Origin of the sequence: Streptomyces paromomycinus (genome assembly GCF_003865155.1) — a bacterium.
GTDB classification, from domain to species: Bacteria; Actinomycetota; Actinomycetes; order Streptomycetales; family Streptomycetaceae; genus Streptomyces; species Streptomyces chrestomyceticus.
Map to the genome: position 1 here is coordinate 6,625,570 of NZ_BHZD01000001.1, position 18,173 is coordinate 6,643,742.

Annotated in this window: 14 protein-coding genes; 4 read left to right on the top strand and 10 right to left on the bottom strand. The window is 69.9% G+C overall.

Features of this window, described 5'->3' with window-relative positions; genetic code table 11:
• The first annotated feature begins 58 nt into the window (after positions 1-58).
• The 3 genes from dusB (at position 59) to OEIGOIKO_RS28390 (ending at position 5,816) form a co-directional block, all read left to right on the top strand.
• Positions 59-1,186: a tRNA dihydrouridine synthase DusB gene (dusB, locus tag OEIGOIKO_RS28380; protein WP_125056367.1), complete on the top strand. Its 1,128-nt coding sequence runs from the start codon at positions 59-61 to the stop codon at positions 1,184-1,186.
• Between the two features lie 430 nt (positions 1,187-1,616).
• On the top strand, positions 1,617-4,355 hold the full coding sequence (gene ppdK, locus OEIGOIKO_RS28385; protein ID WP_125056368.1) for a pyruvate, phosphate dikinase: 2,739 nt from the start codon (positions 1,617-1,619) through the stop codon (positions 4,353-4,355).
• A 552-nt stretch (positions 4,356-4,907) separates the two neighbouring features.
• Positions 4,908-5,816 carry an ArsR/SmtB family transcription factor gene (locus OEIGOIKO_RS28390; protein WP_125059062.1) on the top strand — a complete coding sequence of 303 codons (909 nt, stop codon included), beginning with the start codon at positions 4,908-4,910 and terminating at the stop codon, positions 5,814-5,816.
• A gap of 75 nt (positions 5,817-5,891) precedes the next feature.
• On the opposite strand, the gene OEIGOIKO_RS28395 is transcribed toward OEIGOIKO_RS28390, so the two are convergent.
• From OEIGOIKO_RS28395 to OEIGOIKO_RS28420, 7 genes are all read right to left on the bottom strand, one after another.
• On the bottom strand, positions 5,892-6,857 hold the full coding sequence (locus OEIGOIKO_RS28395) for a TauD/TfdA dioxygenase family protein (protein ID WP_371858978.1): 966 nt from the start codon (positions 6,855-6,857) through the stop codon (positions 5,892-5,894).
• A gap of 177 nt (positions 6,858-7,034) precedes the next feature.
• Complete coding sequence (locus OEIGOIKO_RS41850; RefSeq protein WP_170251885.1) at positions 7,035-7,175, bottom strand: hypothetical protein; 141 nt, start codon at positions 7,173-7,175, stop codon at positions 7,035-7,037.
• A 71-nt stretch (positions 7,176-7,246) separates the two neighbouring features.
• On the bottom strand, positions 7,247-7,702 hold the full coding sequence (locus OEIGOIKO_RS28400; protein ID WP_125056369.1) for a GNAT family N-acetyltransferase: 456 nt from the start codon (positions 7,700-7,702) through the stop codon (positions 7,247-7,249).
• A gap of 159 nt (positions 7,703-7,861) precedes the next feature.
• Positions 7,862-8,743 carry a carbohydrate ABC transporter permease gene (locus OEIGOIKO_RS28405; RefSeq protein WP_371858979.1) on the bottom strand — a complete coding sequence of 294 codons (882 nt, stop codon included), beginning with the start codon at positions 8,741-8,743 and terminating at the stop codon, positions 7,862-7,864.
• A gap of 3 nt (positions 8,744-8,746) precedes the next feature.
• Entirely contained in the window at positions 8,747-9,625 is an 879-nt protein-coding gene (locus OEIGOIKO_RS28410; protein WP_125049633.1) for a carbohydrate ABC transporter permease, read from the bottom strand.
• A 104-nt stretch (positions 9,626-9,729) separates the two neighbouring features.
• Positions 9,730-11,007 carry an ABC transporter substrate-binding protein gene (locus OEIGOIKO_RS28415; RefSeq protein ID WP_125056370.1) on the bottom strand — a complete coding sequence of 426 codons (1,278 nt, stop codon included), beginning with the start codon at positions 11,005-11,007 and terminating at the stop codon, positions 9,730-9,732.
• A 378-nt stretch (positions 11,008-11,385) separates the two neighbouring features.
• Complete coding sequence (locus tag OEIGOIKO_RS28420) at positions 11,386-13,626, bottom strand: FG-GAP repeat domain-containing protein (RefSeq protein ID WP_125056371.1); 2,241 nt, start codon at positions 13,624-13,626, stop codon at positions 11,386-11,388.
• A gap of 238 nt (positions 13,627-13,864) precedes the next feature.
• Between OEIGOIKO_RS28420 and OEIGOIKO_RS28425 the strand changes: the two genes are divergently transcribed.
• Positions 13,865-14,488 (top strand): hypothetical protein, encoded by a 624-nt coding sequence (locus tag OEIGOIKO_RS28425; RefSeq protein WP_125056372.1) that lies wholly within the window; start codon positions 13,865-13,867, stop codon positions 14,486-14,488.
• Between the two features lie 102 nt (positions 14,489-14,590).
• On the opposite strand, the gene OEIGOIKO_RS28430 is transcribed toward OEIGOIKO_RS28425, so the two are convergent.
• The 3 genes from OEIGOIKO_RS28430 to OEIGOIKO_RS28440 form a co-directional block, all read right to left on the bottom strand.
• Positions 14,591-16,864: an FG-GAP repeat domain-containing protein gene (locus OEIGOIKO_RS28430; protein ID WP_125056373.1), complete on the bottom strand. Its 2,274-nt coding sequence runs from the start codon at positions 16,862-16,864 to the stop codon at positions 14,591-14,593.
• Positions 16,865-17,012: 148 nt separating this feature from the next.
• Complete coding sequence (locus OEIGOIKO_RS28435) at positions 17,013-17,195, bottom strand: DUF397 domain-containing protein (RefSeq protein WP_125056375.1); 183 nt, start codon at positions 17,193-17,195, stop codon at positions 17,013-17,015.
• A 3-nt stretch (positions 17,196-17,198) separates the two neighbouring features.
• Complete coding sequence (locus OEIGOIKO_RS28440) at positions 17,199-18,050, bottom strand: helix-turn-helix domain-containing protein (protein WP_125056377.1); 852 nt, start codon at positions 18,048-18,050, stop codon at positions 17,199-17,201.
• Between the last annotated feature and the right edge of the window lie 123 nt (positions 18,051-18,173).

Genomic DNA, 18,173 nt, shown 5'->3' on the forward strand with positions numbered 1-18,173 from the left:
CGCGACAATGGGAGGTCGCTCAGTCCGCCCGTCGACCGCCGAAGGAAACCCGCTCCTCATGACTCAGCTGCAGATCGGCCCGCACGCGGTGCAGCCGCCCGTGGTCCTCGCGCCGATGGCCGGGATCACCAACGCCCCCTTCCGGACGCTGTGCCGGGAGTTCTCGGGCGGCAAGGGCCTGTTCGTCAGCGAAATGATCACGACGCGGGCGCTGGTCGAGCGCAACGAGAAGACCATGCAGCTGATCCACTTCGACGAGACGGAGAAGCCGCGCTCCATCCAGCTCTACGGCGTCGACCCGGACACCGTCGGCAAGGCCGTCCGCATGATCGCCGAGGAGGACCTGGCCGACCACATCGACCTGAACTTCGGCTGCCCGGTGCCGAAGGTGACCCGCAAGGGCGGCGGCTCGGCCCTCCCGTACAAGCGGCACCTGCTGCGCTCCATCCTGCGTGAGGCGGTGACCAACGCGGGCGACCTGCCGGTCACCATGAAGATGCGCAAGGGCATCGACGACGACCACATCACCTTCCTCGACGCGGGCCGGATCGCGGTCCAGGAGGGCGTCACGGCCATCGCGCTGCACGGCCGGACCGCGGCCCAGCACTACGGCGGCACGGCCGACTGGGACGCCATCGCCCGCCTGAAGGAGGCCGTGCCGGAGATCCCGGTGCTGGGCAACGGGGACATCTGGTCGGCGGACGACGCGCTGCGGATGGTGCGCGAGACCGGCTGTGACGGGGTGGTCGTGGGGCGCGGCTGCCTGGGGCGGCCGTGGCTCTTCGGCGACCTGGTGGCGGCCTTCGAGGGCACGGGCACGTACGCCAAGCCGACGCTCAAGGAGGTCGCGGCCGTGATGCTGCGGCACGCCACGCTGCTGGGGGAGTGGATCGGGGACGAGGCGCGCGGTGTCATCGACTTCCGCAAGCACGTCGCCTGGTACACCAAGGGCTTCTCGATCGGCTCGGAGTCCCGTAAGAAGCTGGCAATCGCCTCGTCGCTGGACGAACTGGACGCTCTGATGAGCGAGCTGGACCTCGACCAGCCCTGGCCCGTGGGCGCCGACGGACCCCGTGGCCGCACATCTGGCCGGAACCGGGTGGTCCTGCCGGACGGCTGGCTGGACGACCCGTACGACCGCACGGGCGTCACGGCCGACGCGGAACTGGACACTTCGGGCGGCTGAGGAGCAAACGCGACGCGAGAGGCCGGGCGGGAGCCCGGCCTCTCTGCTTTCGGCAGGTCCGATTCCGGGTCCGCATCCCGGGACCGGGGCCGGTGCGACGGCGTGATTCTCGCCACCCCTGATAGGGGTCGCGCTCAGATGAGCGTTTCGCGGAGGAGTGCACCTCTCCAATCGCTGGCACTGGGTGCCACCCGTCATGCGTTCGTCTCTTCAAGCAAATGTCGCAATCCGTAGCTGCGGGGCGGTCTGGCGCTCGCTCCGCGCCACCATGCCTTCAGGATTTGAAGTCTTCCCTCCGTCCGCCGCGACTTTCGATCTGCTGGCGGACGACGGGTTACGGGCGTATGTCGACCGAGTGGACGTACCCAGACGCCTTCGATCTGGGTATGTTCCTCGCCGTCAGGGCAGCCCGCGGCGAGGAGAGAGTCCCGTGCCGGAAACACAAGATCCCCACGTAACCCCGTCCGAGCCTTCGAAGTTCGTCTACGACTTCACCGAGGGCAACAAGGACCTCAAGGACCTGCTCGGCGGCAAGGGCGCCAACCTCGCCGAGATGACCAACCTGGGGCTTCCCGTTCCGCCGGGGTTCACCATCACCACCGAGGCGTGCAAGGTCTACCTCGACAGCGGCCAGGAGCCCGCGGCACTGCGTGCCGAGGTCAGTGAGCACCTGGAAGCGCTCGAAGCGACCATGGGCAAGAAGCTCGGCCAGGCCGACAACCCCCTTCTCGTATCGGTGCGTTCCGGGGCGAAGTTCTCGATGCCCGGCATGATGGACACCGTGCTGAACATCGGCCTGTCCGACGCGTCGGTTTCCGGCCTCGCCCAGCAGGCCGGCGACGAGCGCTTCGCGTGGGACTCCTACCGCCGCCTCATCCAGATGTTCGGCAAGACCGTGCTCGGCGTGGACGGCGACCTCTTCGAGGAGGCGCTGGAAGAGGCCAAGCAGGCCAAGGGCGTCCGCGTCGACGTCGACCTGGACGCGGCCGACCTGAAGAACCTCGTCGGCCAGTTCAAGGACATCGTCTCCAAGGAGACCGGCCGGGACTTCCCGCAGGAGCCCCGCGAGCAGATGGACCTCGCCGTCCGCGCGGTCTTCGACTCGTGGAACACCGACCGCGCCAAGCTCTACCGCCGCCAGGAGCGCATCCCCGGCGACCTCGGCACCGCCGTCAACATCTGCTCCATGGTCTTCGGCAACCTCGGCCCGGACTCCGGCACCGGCGTCGCCTTCACCCGCGACCCCGCCAGCGGCCAGCAGGGCGTCTACGGCGACTACCTCCAGAACGCGCAGGGCGAGGACGTCGTCGCGGGCATCCGCAACACCGTGCCGCTCGCCGACCTCGAAGGCATCGACAAGCCGTCCTACGACGAGCTGATGCAGATCATGGAAACGCTCGAAACGCACTACAAGGACCTGTGCGACATCGAGTTCACCATCGAGCGCGGCAAGCTGTGGATGCTCCAGACCCGCGTCGGCAAGCGCACCGCGGGCGCCGCGTTCCGTATCGCCACCCAGCTCGTCGACCAGGGCCTGATCGACGAGGCCGAGGCGCTCCAGCGGGTCAACGGCGCGCAGCTCGCGCAGCTGATGTTCCCGCGCTTCGACGAGAACGCGAAGACGCAGCAGATCGGCCGGGCCATCGCCGCCTCGCCGGGCGCCGCCGTCGGCAAGGCCGTCTTCGACTCGTACACCGCGGTCAAGTGGTCCCGCTCCGGCGAGAAGGTCATCCTGATCCGCCGCGAGACCAACCCCGACGACCTCAACGGCATGATCGCCGCCGAGGGCATCCTCACCTCGCGCGGCGGCAAGACCTCGCACGCCGCCGTCGTCGCCCGCGGCATGGGCAAGACCTGTGTCTGCGGCGCCGAGGAGCTGGAGGTCGACACCAAGCGCCGGTGCCTGACCGCGCCCGGCGGCATCGTGGTCGAGGAGGGTGACGTCGTCTCCATCGACGGCTCCTCCGGCAAGGTCTACCTCGGCGAGGTGCCGGTCGTGCCGTCCCCGGTCGTCGAGTACTTCGAGGGCCGGATGCACGCGGGCGCCGACGACGCCGACGAGCTGGTCAAGGCCGTCCACCGGATCATGGCGTACGCGGACCGGGTGCGCCGGCTGCGCGTACGGGCCAACGCCGACAACGCCGAGGACGCCGCCCGCGCCCGCCGCTTCGGCGCCCAGGGCATCGGCCTGTGCCGCACCGAGCACATGTTCCTCGGCGAGCGCCGCGAGATGGTCGAGCGCCTGATCCTCGCGGACACCGACGCCGACCGCGAGGCCGCTCTCGGCGACCTGCTGCCCCTCCAGAAGGCCGACTTCGTCGAGCTGTTCGAGGCGATGGACGGCCTGCCGGTGACGGTGCGCCTCCTGGACCCGCCGCTGCACGAGTTCCTGCCCGACATCACCGAACTCTCCGTACGGGTCGCCCTCGCCGAGTCCCGCAAGGACGCCAACGAGAACGATCTGCGCCTGCTCCAGGCCGTGCACAAGCTGCACGAGCAGAACCCGATGCTGGGCCTGCGCGGTGTCCGCCTCGGCCTGGTCATCCCCGGCCTGTTCGCCATGCAGGTACGGGCCATCGCCGAGGCCGCGGCCGAGCGCAAGAACGCCGCCAAGGGCGACCCGCGCGCCGAGATCATGATCCCGCTGGTCGGCACCGTCCAGGAGCTGGAGATCGTCCGCGAGGAGGCCGAGCAGGTCATCGCCGAGGTGGAGCAGGTCCGCGGCGTGGACCTCAAGCTCACCCTCGGCACAATGATCGAACTGCCCCGCGCGGCGCTGACCGCCGGCCAGATCGCCGAGTCCGCCGACTTCTTCTCCTTCGGCACCAACGACCTGACCCAGACGGTCTGGGGCTTCAGCCGCGACGACGTCGAGGCCAGCTTCTTCACCGCCTACCTGGAGAAGGGCATCTTCGGGGTCAGCCCGTTCGAGACCATCGACAAGGACGGCGTCGGCTCCCTGGTCCGCAGCGCCGCCGAGGCCGGCCGCGCCACCCGCCCCGACCTCAAGCTCGGCGTCTGCGGCGAGCACGGCGGCGACCCGGAGTCGGTGCACTTCTTCCACGAGGTGGGCCTGGACTACGTCTCCTGCTCCCCGTTCCGCATCCCGGTCGCCCGCCTCGAAGCGGGCCGCGCGGCGGCGGAGTCCCTGGGCAGCGACAGCCGCTGAACCCGTAACACCCGCTAGGCCAACCGGAGTTGGTGTCAGACCGTACCGACCCTCACCCTGACACCGGCTCCGGAACCCGACGAGGGCGGCACCTGTGCGGAGGTGCCGCCCTCGCTTTTCTCCGGACTCCCCCCTCGGGAGCTGCCGTCAGCCATGTCGGCCTGGTTGACGGCCTTCCACGGCAAATGCTGAGCGGTCGGTCATTGCCTCGTCACCCCCCACGGGATCGAGCAATCCGTTCCATTCGCACTGCCGTCGAATTGAGTTACAGCTTTCCCTGCGCGGCGTGTTGGCGCGACCCCTTTCAACTCTGGCCAAAAGGGCGTGGTGACAGGCTGTGTCTGCGTGCATACTCAGATGGCCGGGGGTCGACTAGGGAGCATTGGTGGGGGTTCGGTGCTACGCGTCCATTTCAGTGGACCGGATCTGGCCCGGGTGCGCATTGCCGCGCGCCCTGACGTGCTGTGGGAGACCGTTTTAAGTTTTCACCGACTGCGCGACCGGCGGCCCGGCGCGGCCTTCGGCAAATGGCGCTCCGACGCCCGGTGCAGGTTGAATGGTGAAACACGACTGCTGGCGCCGCTCGTTCCCACGCGCGGCTATTTTCCGGATTTCCTGACGCCGCCGGAGGGGCTGCTCGGCATCGACGAAGGGCTGGCGGCGCTCCGCGCGACCCCGCCCGCGCGACTGCACGCCGAACTTTCGCGGCTGCCCGCCACCCGGCCGCTCCCGACATGGCTGCGGGAGCTGAGCGAGGGCGATTCCGCGGCCCTCGGCCGGCTCGCCGGTGCGCTGCGGAGCTATTACGAGAACGCCGTCGCGCCGTACTGGCCGCTGCTCCAGGCCCGTATCGAGGCGGACCGGGCCGCCCGCGGCCGGGCGCTGCTGGACGGCGGCGCGGACCATCTGCTCGCCTCGCTCCCGCCCACGATGCGCTGGCGGCCGCCCGTCCTGGAAGTGGACTACCCGGTCGACCGCGACCTGTTCCTGAACGGCCGGGGGCTGCTCCTGCTCCCGTCGTTCTTCTGCCGTCACACGCCCGTCACCTTCGCCGACCCCGAGCTCACCCCCGTCCTCGTCTACCCCCTGGAGCACCCCGCGCCCCGCGTCATGCCCACCGTCACGCCCGGCCACTCGCTGGGCAAGCTCGTCGGACGGACCCGCTCGGCGATCCTGCACGGCGTGGGCGGCGGCTGCACGACGAGCGAACTGGCGCGGCGCGTCGATGTCTCGCTGGCCTCGGCCAGCCAGCACGCGACGGTGCTGCGCGACGCGGGGCTGCTGCTGACACTGCGCCACGGCAACGCCGTACTGCACACCCTGACGCCGCTGGGGGCGGCGCTGCTGCGGGGCGGCCCGGAGGTGGACGTCCGGGGGGTGGACACCCGAGGGCTGGAGATATCGGCGCTGGAGGCGCGGGAGGCGGACGTCCGGGTGCCGGGGGCGGGGGCTGTGCAGTAACGTTCCGGCAGTCTCGGGGGCGCGGGTGCTTCGCGTCCGGCGCCCCCGAGGGAGCCCCGAGCCGTCCCTTCCGCGTCAGTACGGACGATTGCCCGTGATCGCCACCCGCTCGGCGACCCGGCGCCCCGCCCCGTAGTCGTTGACCGCGTAGTGCTGCGTGGCGCGGTTGTCCCAGAAGGCGACGTCCCCCGCCTGCCAGCGGAACCGCACCTGGAACTCCGGTACATGCGCCTGCTGGAACAGCAGCCGCAGCATCCGGTCGCTCTCCGCCCGCTCCCACCCCACGATGCGGGTGGTGAAGGAGGTGTTGACGAACAGCATCCGGCGGCCGGTCTCCGGGTGCCGCCGTACGACCGGGTGCTCGACCGGCGGGAACTGCTCCTGGAACGGCGCCAGCCGCTCGGCGGAGTAGAAGCGCGCGAAGCCCGGCAGGAAGTCGTGCACAGCGGTCGCGCCGTCGATACGGTCCCGTACGTCCTGCGGCAGATTGTCGTACGCGGCCGCCATGTCCGCCCACATGGTGTCGCCGCCGTACGGCGGTACCTCGTGCAGCTGCAACACCGCGCCCAGCGCCGGACGTTCGCGGAATGTCACATCCGTGTGCCAGACGTTCTCGAAGGTGGACACCGCGCTGCGGTCGAACCGTACGACGTCCTCGGCGTCCCCCGTGGCCAGCAGCGGATTGGTCTCCAGCTCACCCCAGTTGCGGGCGAACGCGCGCTGCGCGGCCGAGGTGAGGTGCTGCCCCCGGAAGAACAGCACCTTCCACTCCAGCAGCGCGCGGTTCAACTCCGCGCGCAGCGCCGGGTCGAGGGGTCGGGACAGGTCGAGGCCGCGGATCTCCGCGCCGATGGTCGCGGCCTGCGGGACGACCTCGAAACGCTCGTAGGGCCGGTCCTCCCAGCCCTCGGGCGTGCGCCGCAGGACGCGGGTGCCCTCGTAGAGGCCGTCGGCGGGGATGCGGTGGTCGCGGAGGGCGGGTGAGGGGGCGGGCGAGGCGGGGGCCGGAGTCGGGGCGGTGTGGTCGGCGATGGCCGTCAAGAGATCCTCCTGGAGGGAGAGGCGCGAAAGGTGCGGAGAAAGGCGCGGAGCCTGCACCGGCAGCCGGCATCCGGGGAACGCCGGGATCACGGGAACAGGCGCCGCTGCCGTACGGGCGCGGAGCTGCCGCGGCGGTGCGCGGAAGGTGCCGTCGCAAGGGCCGTTACGCCCGGCAGGTCACCGACAGCAGAAAGCGGCGGCCGGGGGCGAACCCACCCGGCCGCGGCGGCGCAGAAACGTCATGCCGCGGGGCGCGCACTCGCCGTGGGGGCCGCAGCGCAGCGGCTCCGCCTCACGGAAGGTCGAGTACGTGGTCATGGCACGCACCGTACCTCATGGCCAGGGGAAGGGACACCGTACGAACCCGCCCGCCCCTCACCCCTCGCCCCTCAGTCCTTCAGCTCCTTGTACAGATACACATCCGCGTGTCCGCCCGGCATCCCCGGCACCCGCCCGACCTCGGTGTACCCCTGGCGCTCGTAGAATCCCGGCGCCTGGAACGTGTACGAGGACACCGTCGCGCGGTCGCAACCGCGCCGTACCGCCTCCTCCTCCGCGGCGCGCAGCAGCTTCGCGCCCCAGCCGGCCGCCCGGCTCTCCTCCCGTACCCACAGGAGGTGGATACCGCACAGCCCGCCCCACACCCAGGCACTCAGCCCACCGATCAACTCGCCCTCCGTGTCCGTCACCCGCACCGAGAATTCGGCCCGCTCGGCGCCGGCCGTGGCCGTGGCCGCGTCGTTGAAGGCATCGAGCTCGTCCTCCAGGCGCTTGTCCAGGGCGGCGTCGTGGGCGCCGATCGTGAGAGCCGTCTCCTGGGCCGGGGTGGTGGTGGCATCGCTCATGCCTGCGTTCTCCCACACGTTCCCCGTGCATCGCCACCGATTTTCCGTGCCGCCGCTCTTGGCGGACGGGCCGTACGGGGCGTCTTCCTTGTTCGCGGTCGTCACGGTTGTCCCCCCCCCGCGAGCAGCCGGAGAGCCATCCCAGTCGTCCCAGGCGTCTCAGTCGTCGATCCCCGACCGCTCCACCCCGGCCACGATGTACCGCTGCAGCAGCACGAACACGACCACCAGCGGCGCGATCGAGATGGCCGCGGCGATGAACAGTTCGTGCAGGTTGAGGTTCTGCGCCGTGGTGAACGTGGAGAGCGCGACCTGCACCGTCCAGGATTCCCGGTCCTGTCCGATGACCAGCGGCCACAGGAACGCGTTCCAGGCGCCGATGAAGACGATCGTGCCGACGGCCGCGAAGACGGGCCGCGAGTTGGGCACCACGATCCGCCAGTACGTACGCCAGTACCCGAGCCCGTCCACCCGTGCCGCGTCCTCCAGTTCCCGGGGGAAGCCGAGGAAGTACTGGCGGAACATGAAGCAGGCGAAGGCGCTGAACAGGGTGGGGACGATCAGTCCGCGCAGGGTCGAGATCCAGCCGAGCGACGAGACGAGGACGAAGCTGGGGACGAAGGTGACGGCCGCCGGGACCATCAGCGTGCCGAGGATCGCGTAGAAGACGAGGTTGGCGTGCCGGTACGGGATGCGGGCCAGCCCGTATCCGGCCAGCGAGGCCAGCAGGACCGTGCCCACCGTCGTGGAGACCGCGATGAGGGTGGAGTTCAGGAGCGCCCGTGCCATCGGCAGGTTCGGGTCGGCGAAGACCTCGGTCAGGTTGGACCACTGGATGTCGCGCGGGAAGAACGTCCAGTCGGGTGCGGTGATGTCCTGCTCGGTGGCCAGGCCGTTGCGTACGAGCAGGTAGAACGGGAGGAGGAAGAGGACGGCGAGGACGGTGACGATCACCGCGCGCAGCGCGCGCCCGGCCCGCACGCGGGGGTCGCGCGCCCTTTCCGTGACCCTGGCCGTCATCTTTGTGCGTCTGATGGCCATCGCTCAGTCCTCCTTCCGCCCGAGGCCGAACCAGCGCGCCTGGACGACGGTCGCCACGGCGATGATCAGCGCCAGGATCACCGCGCCCGCGCTGCCCAGCCCGAGGTTCTGCTCCTGCCCGAGGGCGGTGTAGTAGAGGTAGACCAGCGGCGGGCGGGCGTACGGCGGGTAGCCGCGGGCGTCGGACATCAGGTTGTAGAACTCGTCGAACGCCTGGAAAGCGTTGATCACCAGCAGCAGGACGACGGCGACCGAGGTCGCGCGCAGTTGCGGCAGGGTGATGTACCGGAGCGTCTGCCAGCCGGGCCGCGCGCCGTCCACCGCGGCGGCCTCGTACAGGCGGGGCGAGATCCGTTGCAGCCCCGCCAGGAACAGGATCATGAAGAAACCGGCCTGCAACCAGAGCCGTACGGTCACGATGACCAGCCAGTACCAGGGCGGGTCGGTCGTGGACAGCCACGCGGTCTGGTCCGCGCCGAACCACCCGAGCACGGTGTTGGCCAGCCCGAACCGCACCCCGTTGAAGATCGACAGCTTCCAGATCAGCGCCGCGACCACGTACGAGCACGCGGTCGGCAGGAAGAAGACCGAGCGGAAGAACGCCTGGGCGAAGCGCAGCCGGTTGACCATGAGCGCGAGGCCGAGCGAGAGCACGTACGTCGCCGGCACGATGAACGCCGTGAACAGCAGGAATGTGCCCAGGCTGCTGACGAAGGCGTCGTCGCCGAGCATCGCCGTGTAGTTGTCGAGTCCGACGAAGTCCGTCGGCGTGACCGTGTTGTGGGCGTCGAAGAAGCTGAGGTAGACGCTCCAGGCCAGCGGTACGTACGTGAACAGCCCCAGGCCGATCGCGAACGGGCCCACGAACGCCCAGAACCACAGGTTCCGGTTCTGCTGCCCCCGGAGGCGGGCGAGGGGCCCGCCTCCGGGGCGTGCGCCGCGCCCGTTCCCGCTCCCCGCCTTCGTACCGGCGGTCCCCGCTCCGCTCACTTCTTCGCCCGCTGCAACTCGGCCTCCACCTTGCGCACCACACCCTTCAGCTCGCTCTCCGGATTGGCGCCGCCCTTGATGATGCGGTTGAGCGCGTCCTGGTAGGCGGTGCTGCTCGGCGTCGTCCAGAGCAGCGGCTCGGCGTGGCCGTACTCGGTGGCGTACGAGACCGCGTCGGCCGCCGCGCCCTCCTGGAGCTGCTTCGCCTTCTTGGCGAGCGAGGTGCGGGCGGGGATGTGGAAGCCGTACGAAAGGGCGAAGTCTTCCTGCTTGTCGGTCCCGTCGACCCACAGCCACTTCACGAACGCCTTGGCCTCCTTCTGGTGCTTGCCGCGCGCGCTGACCGCCGAGCCGTACGCGCCCACCGGCACGGCCGGCTTCCCGGCACCGTCCTTCGGGAACGGCAGCACCCCGAAGTCGTCCCCCAGCGCCTTCTTGACCTGCGGCAGCGCCCACAGGCCCGACCACTGCATGGCGGTCAGCCCCTGGACGAACGCCGCCGGGTCGGACCAGTCCGTCGGCGCCCCCAGCAGCAACGATTCGTCGGCGTACAGCTGTCGGACCTTCCCGAGGACGCGCGCGGCGGCCGGATCGTCGAAGCCGACCTTCCCGTCCTCCGTGATCAGGCTCAGCCCCGCGGCGAACAGCGGCGTACCGCCCAGCACCGCGGCCCCGCCGTCGTTCCCCAGGAACAGCCCCTTGACCTTGTCCTTCCGGTGCCGGGCGGTCAGCATCTTCGCGGCCTCCACCAGCTCGTCGACGCTGCGCGGCGGCTCGACGCCCGCCGCCTTCAGCAGGCTCTTCCGGTAGAACAGCAGCTGGGTGTCTATGGTCTGCGGCACCGCCCAGACCTTGTCCTGCCAGATCTTCGGCGCGAGCACCGCCTGGTTGAAGTCGTCCCTGACGGACGCGATCTCCGCCGTCAGGTCCACGACCTGCCCGCCTTTGATCTGGTCCAGCTTCGGCCCGTTGACCTCGAAGACGTCCGGCCCGGAGTCCGTCAGCAGCGCGGCGGCGGTCTGCCGGTCGTAGTCGCCGGGCCGCCACTGCACGGTGACCCGCGCCTTGCCGTACGCGGCCGCGTACCGCTTGACGGCCTGCTCGGTGCCCGGCTCCCCGTACTGGTGGTACCACTGGCTGAGGGCAGGCCCCGAACCCTTGCCGTTACGGCCGGTGTTGGACCCACAGGCCGCCAGGCCCGCCGCGAGGGCGCCCCCTCCGGCCACCCCGCCGGCCATCCCGAGCAGCCGCCGTCTGCCGATGTCGCGAGTCATGCCCGATCGCCCCCTACGTAGCCCGTCGCGCGTCGCGCGCCGGACGTGATCGTCGTACGGCTGTCGTGCGGCTTCCGGTGATCGTCGATCACCGTCCGCCACGGGCGCCTACTCTGCCGCACCGGCGTGAAGAACGCATTGCACGTGCGCGAAAACGGCCGGTGAGCGCGCCGTATGAGCGAGCACCGGGGCGGGCTCGGGTGTTCCCGTGTCCGGTGGAGGCGGGCGCGATTCTCTACGCGGAGGTGCACACGTACCGGGTGTCCGGCGCCGAGGGCCCCTGAACGACAGCAGGGCCGGGACCAGGCACTCATAACGTGAGCGCTCCTGGTCCCGGCCCCGGTGGGCGGGTGTGCCCGGCGTTGCTGCCGTTCCTCGTCAGGCGATGGTCCCGGACGACGGCGTCCTGACGCCGGTCAGCTCGCGCGGGGCGAACGGTGTCCGCCAGTTGCCCGTGCCGTGGTAGGCGTACGAGCTGCCGTCCGGCGTGGTGACGAGGAGGTCGGCGCGGCCGTCGGCGTTCGCGTCACCAATGCCGATCATCTGACGGTAACCACTCCAGCCGGCGCCGATCTTCACGCGCCCGTCGAGGGTTCCGTCCCCCTTGCCCAGGAACAGCCACAGGACGCCGGAACGGTCGCGGGCCACCACGTCACCGGCGGAGGCACCGGCCACGTCGCCGACGGCGGTGATGTGGTCGTAGCTGCCCCAGCCGGCGCCGATCTTCTTGCGCGGGGCGAACGGGGCCCGCCAGTTGCCGGTGCCCTCGTAGAGCCAGAGCACGCCGGAACGGTCGCGGGCCAGCAGGTCGCCGCGGCCGTCGCCGTTCAGGTCGCTGCCACCGGTGAGCTGGTCGTAGGCGTCCCAGCCGGCGCCGATCTTCAGCCGCCCGTCGAAAGTCCCGTCACCCTTGCCGAGGTACAGCCACAACACGCCCGCCGAGTCCCGCGCCACCACGTCACCGGCGGAGGCGCCGGCCACGTTACCGACGGCGGTGACCTTGTCGTAGATGTTCCAGCCCCAGCCGGCCGACTTCGATGCCGTGCCCTTGAGGTGCGGCGTCTTCCGCGAGTCGTGGTAGGTGTCCTGGAGCGACAGGTTGCCCGCCGAGTCACGGAGGAGCACGTCCGGGGAACCGTTGTCGGTGTAGTCGTGCGGGGCGGACTTGTGGCGGACGGTGAACTTGCCGTTTGCGTGCAGGTCAGGGCCGATGCCGTTGTTGGGTTTGGCGTCGAGCTTCCAGGTGTAGGCGCCGTTGGGCGCGGCCACGGTGTTGTTGCCGGAGCCGAGCAGGCCGTCCCATGCCACCTCGGCCCATATCAACATGTCGTCTTCGGTGTAGGCGCGCAGACCGAACGTCCGCTGCTTGCCGGAAGCGGTGTGGCGCAGCGTGACGCTCACTGCGTCGCTGCCTCGCGAAAGCTGCCAGCGGGCCCGCCAGCGGCCCTGGTCCAGCTGAGCCACGGCGGGCATGTCCGAGCCGACGAGAGTGAGCTTGGTGGGCTCCCCGGTGCTCGCGACGAGCTTGACGACGGGCCTGTGGTCGGCCCCGGTGGACACGCGGTAGAGGCCCTCGCCCTGGTCGACGGAGCCGCCCATGACCAGCAGGTCACCCTCGGGCGTTGGCGCCATGGACGTCGCGTGGTCCAGTACCTTGCGATCGGGTGCGATGGAGCTGCCGATGGAAGTGGCGCGGAGAGCCGATTGCCAGGCGTCATGACCGCTGGACGCCGTCTGATCGTTCCCGTACACCACCCAGTCGCCGACCAGACCGACCATCTTGCTGCTGATGCCGGGCAGATGCATCTTCCACGGCTGCCGCAACGGCCCGCGCCTCGCCGTGCTGACGTTCGTGCCTCCGCCCAGGGCGGACCCGAGGGAAGCCACGTAGTCGGGCGACACGGCTGCTCCGGCCCACTCACCGGTCTGCAGCACGTGGCTGTCGCTGACCTTCGCGGCGGCCAGGTCGACCACCGCGTAGTCGTAAGCCTTGTGCTCGGGGTCCTCCGGCTGCGTGGGGAACCGCAGCACCGCCGACCCCGGTGTCCCAGCGACCGCATAGAAATGAAACACATTGTCGGGCAGCCCGGTGACCTTACGGTCGGTCAGCTGGCCGTCAGCGGTGCCGAGGACGTGAACTTCCGCGCGTTTCCCGTTGTGTGCGCTGGCGATCACCCAGGGCCCGACCGCGCCCTCGTACATGTAGTGCAATTTTTCGAGGTCCACGAAGGTGGACGAACCGGTGGACATGTCGCGCAGAATGAGCGTGCGGGCTGCTTCGATGATGGGCTCGTCACCCAGCACCACCACGTCGGACACGGAACCGTGCTCGACGGGCGACGTGTCCTGGCCCCAGCTCCGGCCGACATCGGTCGTGCGCCCGTCCTCGTAACGCGTCCACTCCAGGTGACTCTCCGGGTCGACGGAGAGGAAGCCGGTGGCGCCGGCGCTCACGATCTCCGACCCCGGCGTGATCTTCAGAACCGGCTTCGCGGGAGCGGCGGCAGCGGGGGACGCGAGCGCCCCGCCACCCACCGCGAGGCTGAGCGCGACGGCTCCGCCCAGTACCTGCCGGAACGGCCGGGACCGTCTCGGCCCCGGTGCGGGTGAACGTTTCATGTGCCCTCCAGGCAAAGGTGCGGCCGTGCGCTTGCCGCGATATCCGACGGAGGGCAGGAAGAGGTCATTCCGCTTCCGACCGACTATATGTACGAGCCCCCCAAGTTCCGGCAAATCCTAACAACCGGGAGGTCAGAGGCTTACAGGACGTGGGGAGCGAGGATCGGCAAGGGCACCGCGCCGCCGGGCACCGGCAAAAGGGGAAGCGCCCACGCCGACGGTCGCCCAGAATGAATCCGTGCTGATCATTGATGCCGTCATGGAGACCTACGACGCCGTGGGCTTCGTCCGGTGGCCCGTCGCCGCGCCGAGCGAGGACCGGCTCCTGGTGCTCTCCGGTGAGATGTCACTTCGGCAAGTCGGTACGGCGATGGCGGTCTTGACCAGCGGCTACGAGGGCGACCGCGAGGCCCTGGGGACGTGCGCGTGCGCGGAGACCGTGGCCCGGCACTTGGAGCACCTGCTGAGCCTCGACCTCGCGACAGCGCCGGGCGGCATCCGTCTGAAGGACACCACGACCGGCACCGTGATCGCCCCGGGCTGCTGCTTCGGCCTGGAGAACTGGCGTGACTGGTACGACCTCTCGAACGGCGACGAACCCTGGCTCGGCCACGGCACCGTCGCACACGTCGAGCATGACGGGCCGCTCGTCAGGGTCTGGCCCGACACGGAGGCTTCGGCGAGCCGCCCCATCGAGCTTCCTATGGCCGAACTGCCGGCCCTCCTCCAAATCGTGCACGACGACCTCAAGGGCTTCCTCGCCCTCGCCGAGCAGTGGGTTCACGGTTACGCGCCCGCCCTGGCCCCCGACGTGATCGCGAAGCTTCGCGAGGACTTGTACGGGGGCGCTCGGGAAAAGTGAACGTGAAGGGGCCGGGATCGGGTGCTCACGAAGTGAGCGCCCTGGTCCCGGCCCTGACCCCTGGCCCTGGGGGCAAATGGGGTGACCGCCGTCGTCCGGCCGTCAGGCGAGGGTCTCGTCCGGCAGTGCGGAAATGCCGGTCAGCTCACTCGGTGCGAACGGTGCCCGCCAGTTGCCCGTGCCGTGGTAGACGTACGAGCTGCCGTCCGGCGTGGTGACGAGGAGGTCGGCGCGGCCGTCGGCGTTGGAGTCGCCGACGCCGATCAGTTGGCGGTAGCCGCCCCAGCCGGCGCCGATCTTCAGCGGCTTGTCGAAGGTGCCGTCGCCCTTGCCGAGGTAGAGCCACAGGACGCCGGAGCGGTCGCGGGCCACCACGTCTCCGGCGGAGCCACCGGCCACGTCGCCGACGGCGGTGATGTGGTCGTAGCTGCCCCAGCCGGCGCCGATCTTCTTGCGCGGGGCGAACGGGGCCCGCCAGTTGCCGGTGCCCTCGTAGAGCCAGAGCACGCCGGAACGGTCGCGGGCCAGCAGGTCGCCGCGGCCGTCGCCGTCGAGGTCGCTGCCGCCGGTGATCGCGTCGTACGCGTTCCAGCCGGCGCCGACCTTCAGCGGCTTGTCGAAGGTGCCGTCGCCCTTGCCGAGGTACAGCCACAGCACGCCGGAACGGTCGCGGGCCACCACGTCACCGGCGGAGGCACCGGCCACGTTGCCGACGGCGACGACCTGGTCGTAGCTGTTCCAGCCCCCGCCGACCACGATGCGTCGGGCGCCGTTGAACTGAGGCTTCAGCGGATCGTGGGCGGTGTCTTCGAGCGACAGCCTGCCCGCCCGGTCGCGCACGATCACGTCCGGCGAACCGTTGTCGGTGTAGTCGTGCGGGGCGGGCTTGCGCTCGACCGTGAAGGAGCCGTTCTGGTGCAGGGCCGGGCCGATGCCGTTACGGGGCTGGGCGGTCAGTTCCCAGGTGTAGGCGCCGTTGGGCGCTGCCTCGCCCCGGCCCCGGACGTTGACCAGACCGTCCCAGTCCAGGTCGACCCAGCCGTCCCCGTTGTTGTCCGGCAGGTCCGGGTTCAGGTAGGACACGCTCTGCTTGCCGGAGGCGACGTGGCGCAGGGTGACGGTCATGCTGACGTTGCGCCGGGACAGGTGCCAGCGCGGATGCCAGCGCCGCTGGTCGAGCTGGGCCGTGGCCGGTGCGTCGGCGCCGAGCAGGGTGACCTTGGTGGGCTGCCCGGTGCCCGCGACCAGCTCCGCGGTCGGTGCCTCGGCGCCGGCCTTCGCGGAGATCCGGTACAGCCCCTCGCCCTGGGCGACGGTGCCGCCCATCGCCAGCAGGGTGCCGTCCGGGGCGGGAGTGGTGGACGTGACGTGGTCCATCACCTTGCGGGCGGCGCCACCGCCGACCGGGACCGCCTTGAGGGCCGGGCCGTCCGGCTCGTCCCCCTCCGTGAGCTTCTGCCGGTTCCCGTACAGCACCCAGTCGCCGGTCAGGCCCAGGGTCGGGCGGCGGACGCCGTCCAGGCGCGTGGACGACCATTGCTTCCAGGGCGCGCCGTCCAGCTCGGCGATCTTCAGGTAGTTCTCCTGGCCTCCGTGAGTCTCTGTTCCGATGGAAGCCATGTGGGTGGACGACAGGGCTGCGGCCTCGGTGCTGGGGCCCAGCATGTTGCGGCCCCCGAAGACCTTGGCGGTGGCCAGGTCGACTGTCGTGTAGGCGGTCGGCGCGCTGGGGACATCCACGTTGTACCGCAGCAGGGCCTTCCCGGGGGCCCCTGCCGCCAGACGGTAATCACTGAACGTGCTACCCAGGAGCGGAACGGTCCGGTCGGTCAGCTCCTCGCCCTGGTACTCCAGGATGTGCACCGCTTCGCCGCCGCCGGCCGTCTTCTCGGCGGCGAGCACCCGGCCCTCGACGGTGCCGAGGTAGCGGTATCCGTACTTCTTCAGGTCGACGAGGGTGGTGGCCCCGGTGACCATGTTCCGGAGTTTGATCTTGGTCGAGGTGCCGATGAATCTGCTGTTCCCGAGCGCCACGATGTCGGACACGGAGCCGTGCGCCGTCGTGTGCGTGAACTGGCTGTGGTCCTGGGCCAGCTTGGTCGTACGGCCCTGATAGTCCGTCCACGCCACGTTGTTCTGCGGGTCCACGGACAGGAACCCGGTACGGCCCGCACTGACGATCTCGGACCCCGGCGCGATCTTCAGTGCCACGTCCTGCACGTAGTCCCACGTGGGAGCCTTCGGCTCCAGGGGCGCGGCCACAGCGGGAGACGCGAGCGCCCCGCCGGTCACCGTGAGCCCGAGCGCGACGGCTCCGCCCAGTATCCGCCGGGGCAGTCGGGACCGTCTCGGCCCTGGCGCGGTGGAACGTTTCAAGTGCCCTCCTGGCAATGTGCGGCACGGAGCGCCGCATGCGGCGGAGGGCAGGGGGAGGTCACACGCCTCCCGACCGACGAAATGTGCGAGCCCCCCAAGGTCCGGCAAATCCTAACAACGGGGAGGTCGGGCGGTTACGGGATGTGCCTCAGTGGGGGACGTGGAGCGTGGCGAGGAAGGCGGTCCAGGCGGTGGGGGTGACGTGGAGGGTTGGGCCGTCGGTGCGTTTGGAGTCGCGTATGGCGATGTGGTGGGGGTGGTTGGTGGCTACTTCGACGCACTCGCGCTCTTCGTTGCTGTAGCTGGACTTGAGGAAGTCGTAGGCGGGCATAGCTCACAGTTCTTTGCTGAGGCTCGTGATGAGAGCCAGGGACTCTTCGGCGGTGAGGGCATTCTGTTCGATGGTCTCGAACATGGCGCCGTACACGCCAGCCTCTTCGCCCCCTTCGTGCCACAGCTCGTTACGAGGGATCTCCATGTAGACCACGTCCATGGCGCCTGGCTCGGCGAATGAGAGGACGTTGAAGGCGCATCCCATGCCGGGCTGAGCACCAGCGCTGAACGGGAGAACTCGCACGTCGATGTTGGGCTGCTCAACCATGACTGTCAGGTGCATCAGTTGTCTGCGCATCACCTCGGCCCCTCCGACGACCGTTCTGAGCGCCGCCTCGAACACCACGGCGCGGAGTGTGAGAGGGGAGTCGTCCACGAGGCGTTGCTGGCGCGCCATCCTGGCGTTCACGAAGCTTTCGTTCGGGTTCAGCGCGCGTACGTACTCAGGCGCCTGTAGCAAGCCGGGTACGAAGGCCAGTTGCCAAGTTCTGATGGTCGTCGCGGCGCACTCCAGCGCCACGTACTCCTGTATGGCGCCGATGCCCGGAAACTCACTCCACCACCCCCTGGCCTTTCGCCGTTCGCGGTCCAACCTCGCCAGTTCCAGCAGGCCGCCCACCACGGCGGGGTCGTGCACCCCGTACAGCTCGCACAGCGCACGGATGTCCGGGTCGCGCATCGGGACCCAGCCGCCCTCCATCTTGGCAATTTTGGTCGTGGAAGCCGTGAGGGCCTTGGCGGCGTGGGGCTGGCGGAGGCCGGCTGCGGTGCGCAGGCGCATCAGTTCGCCGCCGAGTCTGCGGCCCAAGACGGTTGACGTGCTGTTTCCCTGCGTCGGCTGGCTGGTTGCCACGTATTGCTCCTCCTGAGGGGTGCCGGGTCAGTCTGGTGGCGCCTGAGGCGAGCCCGCAACTCGTTCGGAGGATTTCCTCCGAGAGGAACTTGTACGGCCCGCCTCGCTGCCCCTACCTTCCGT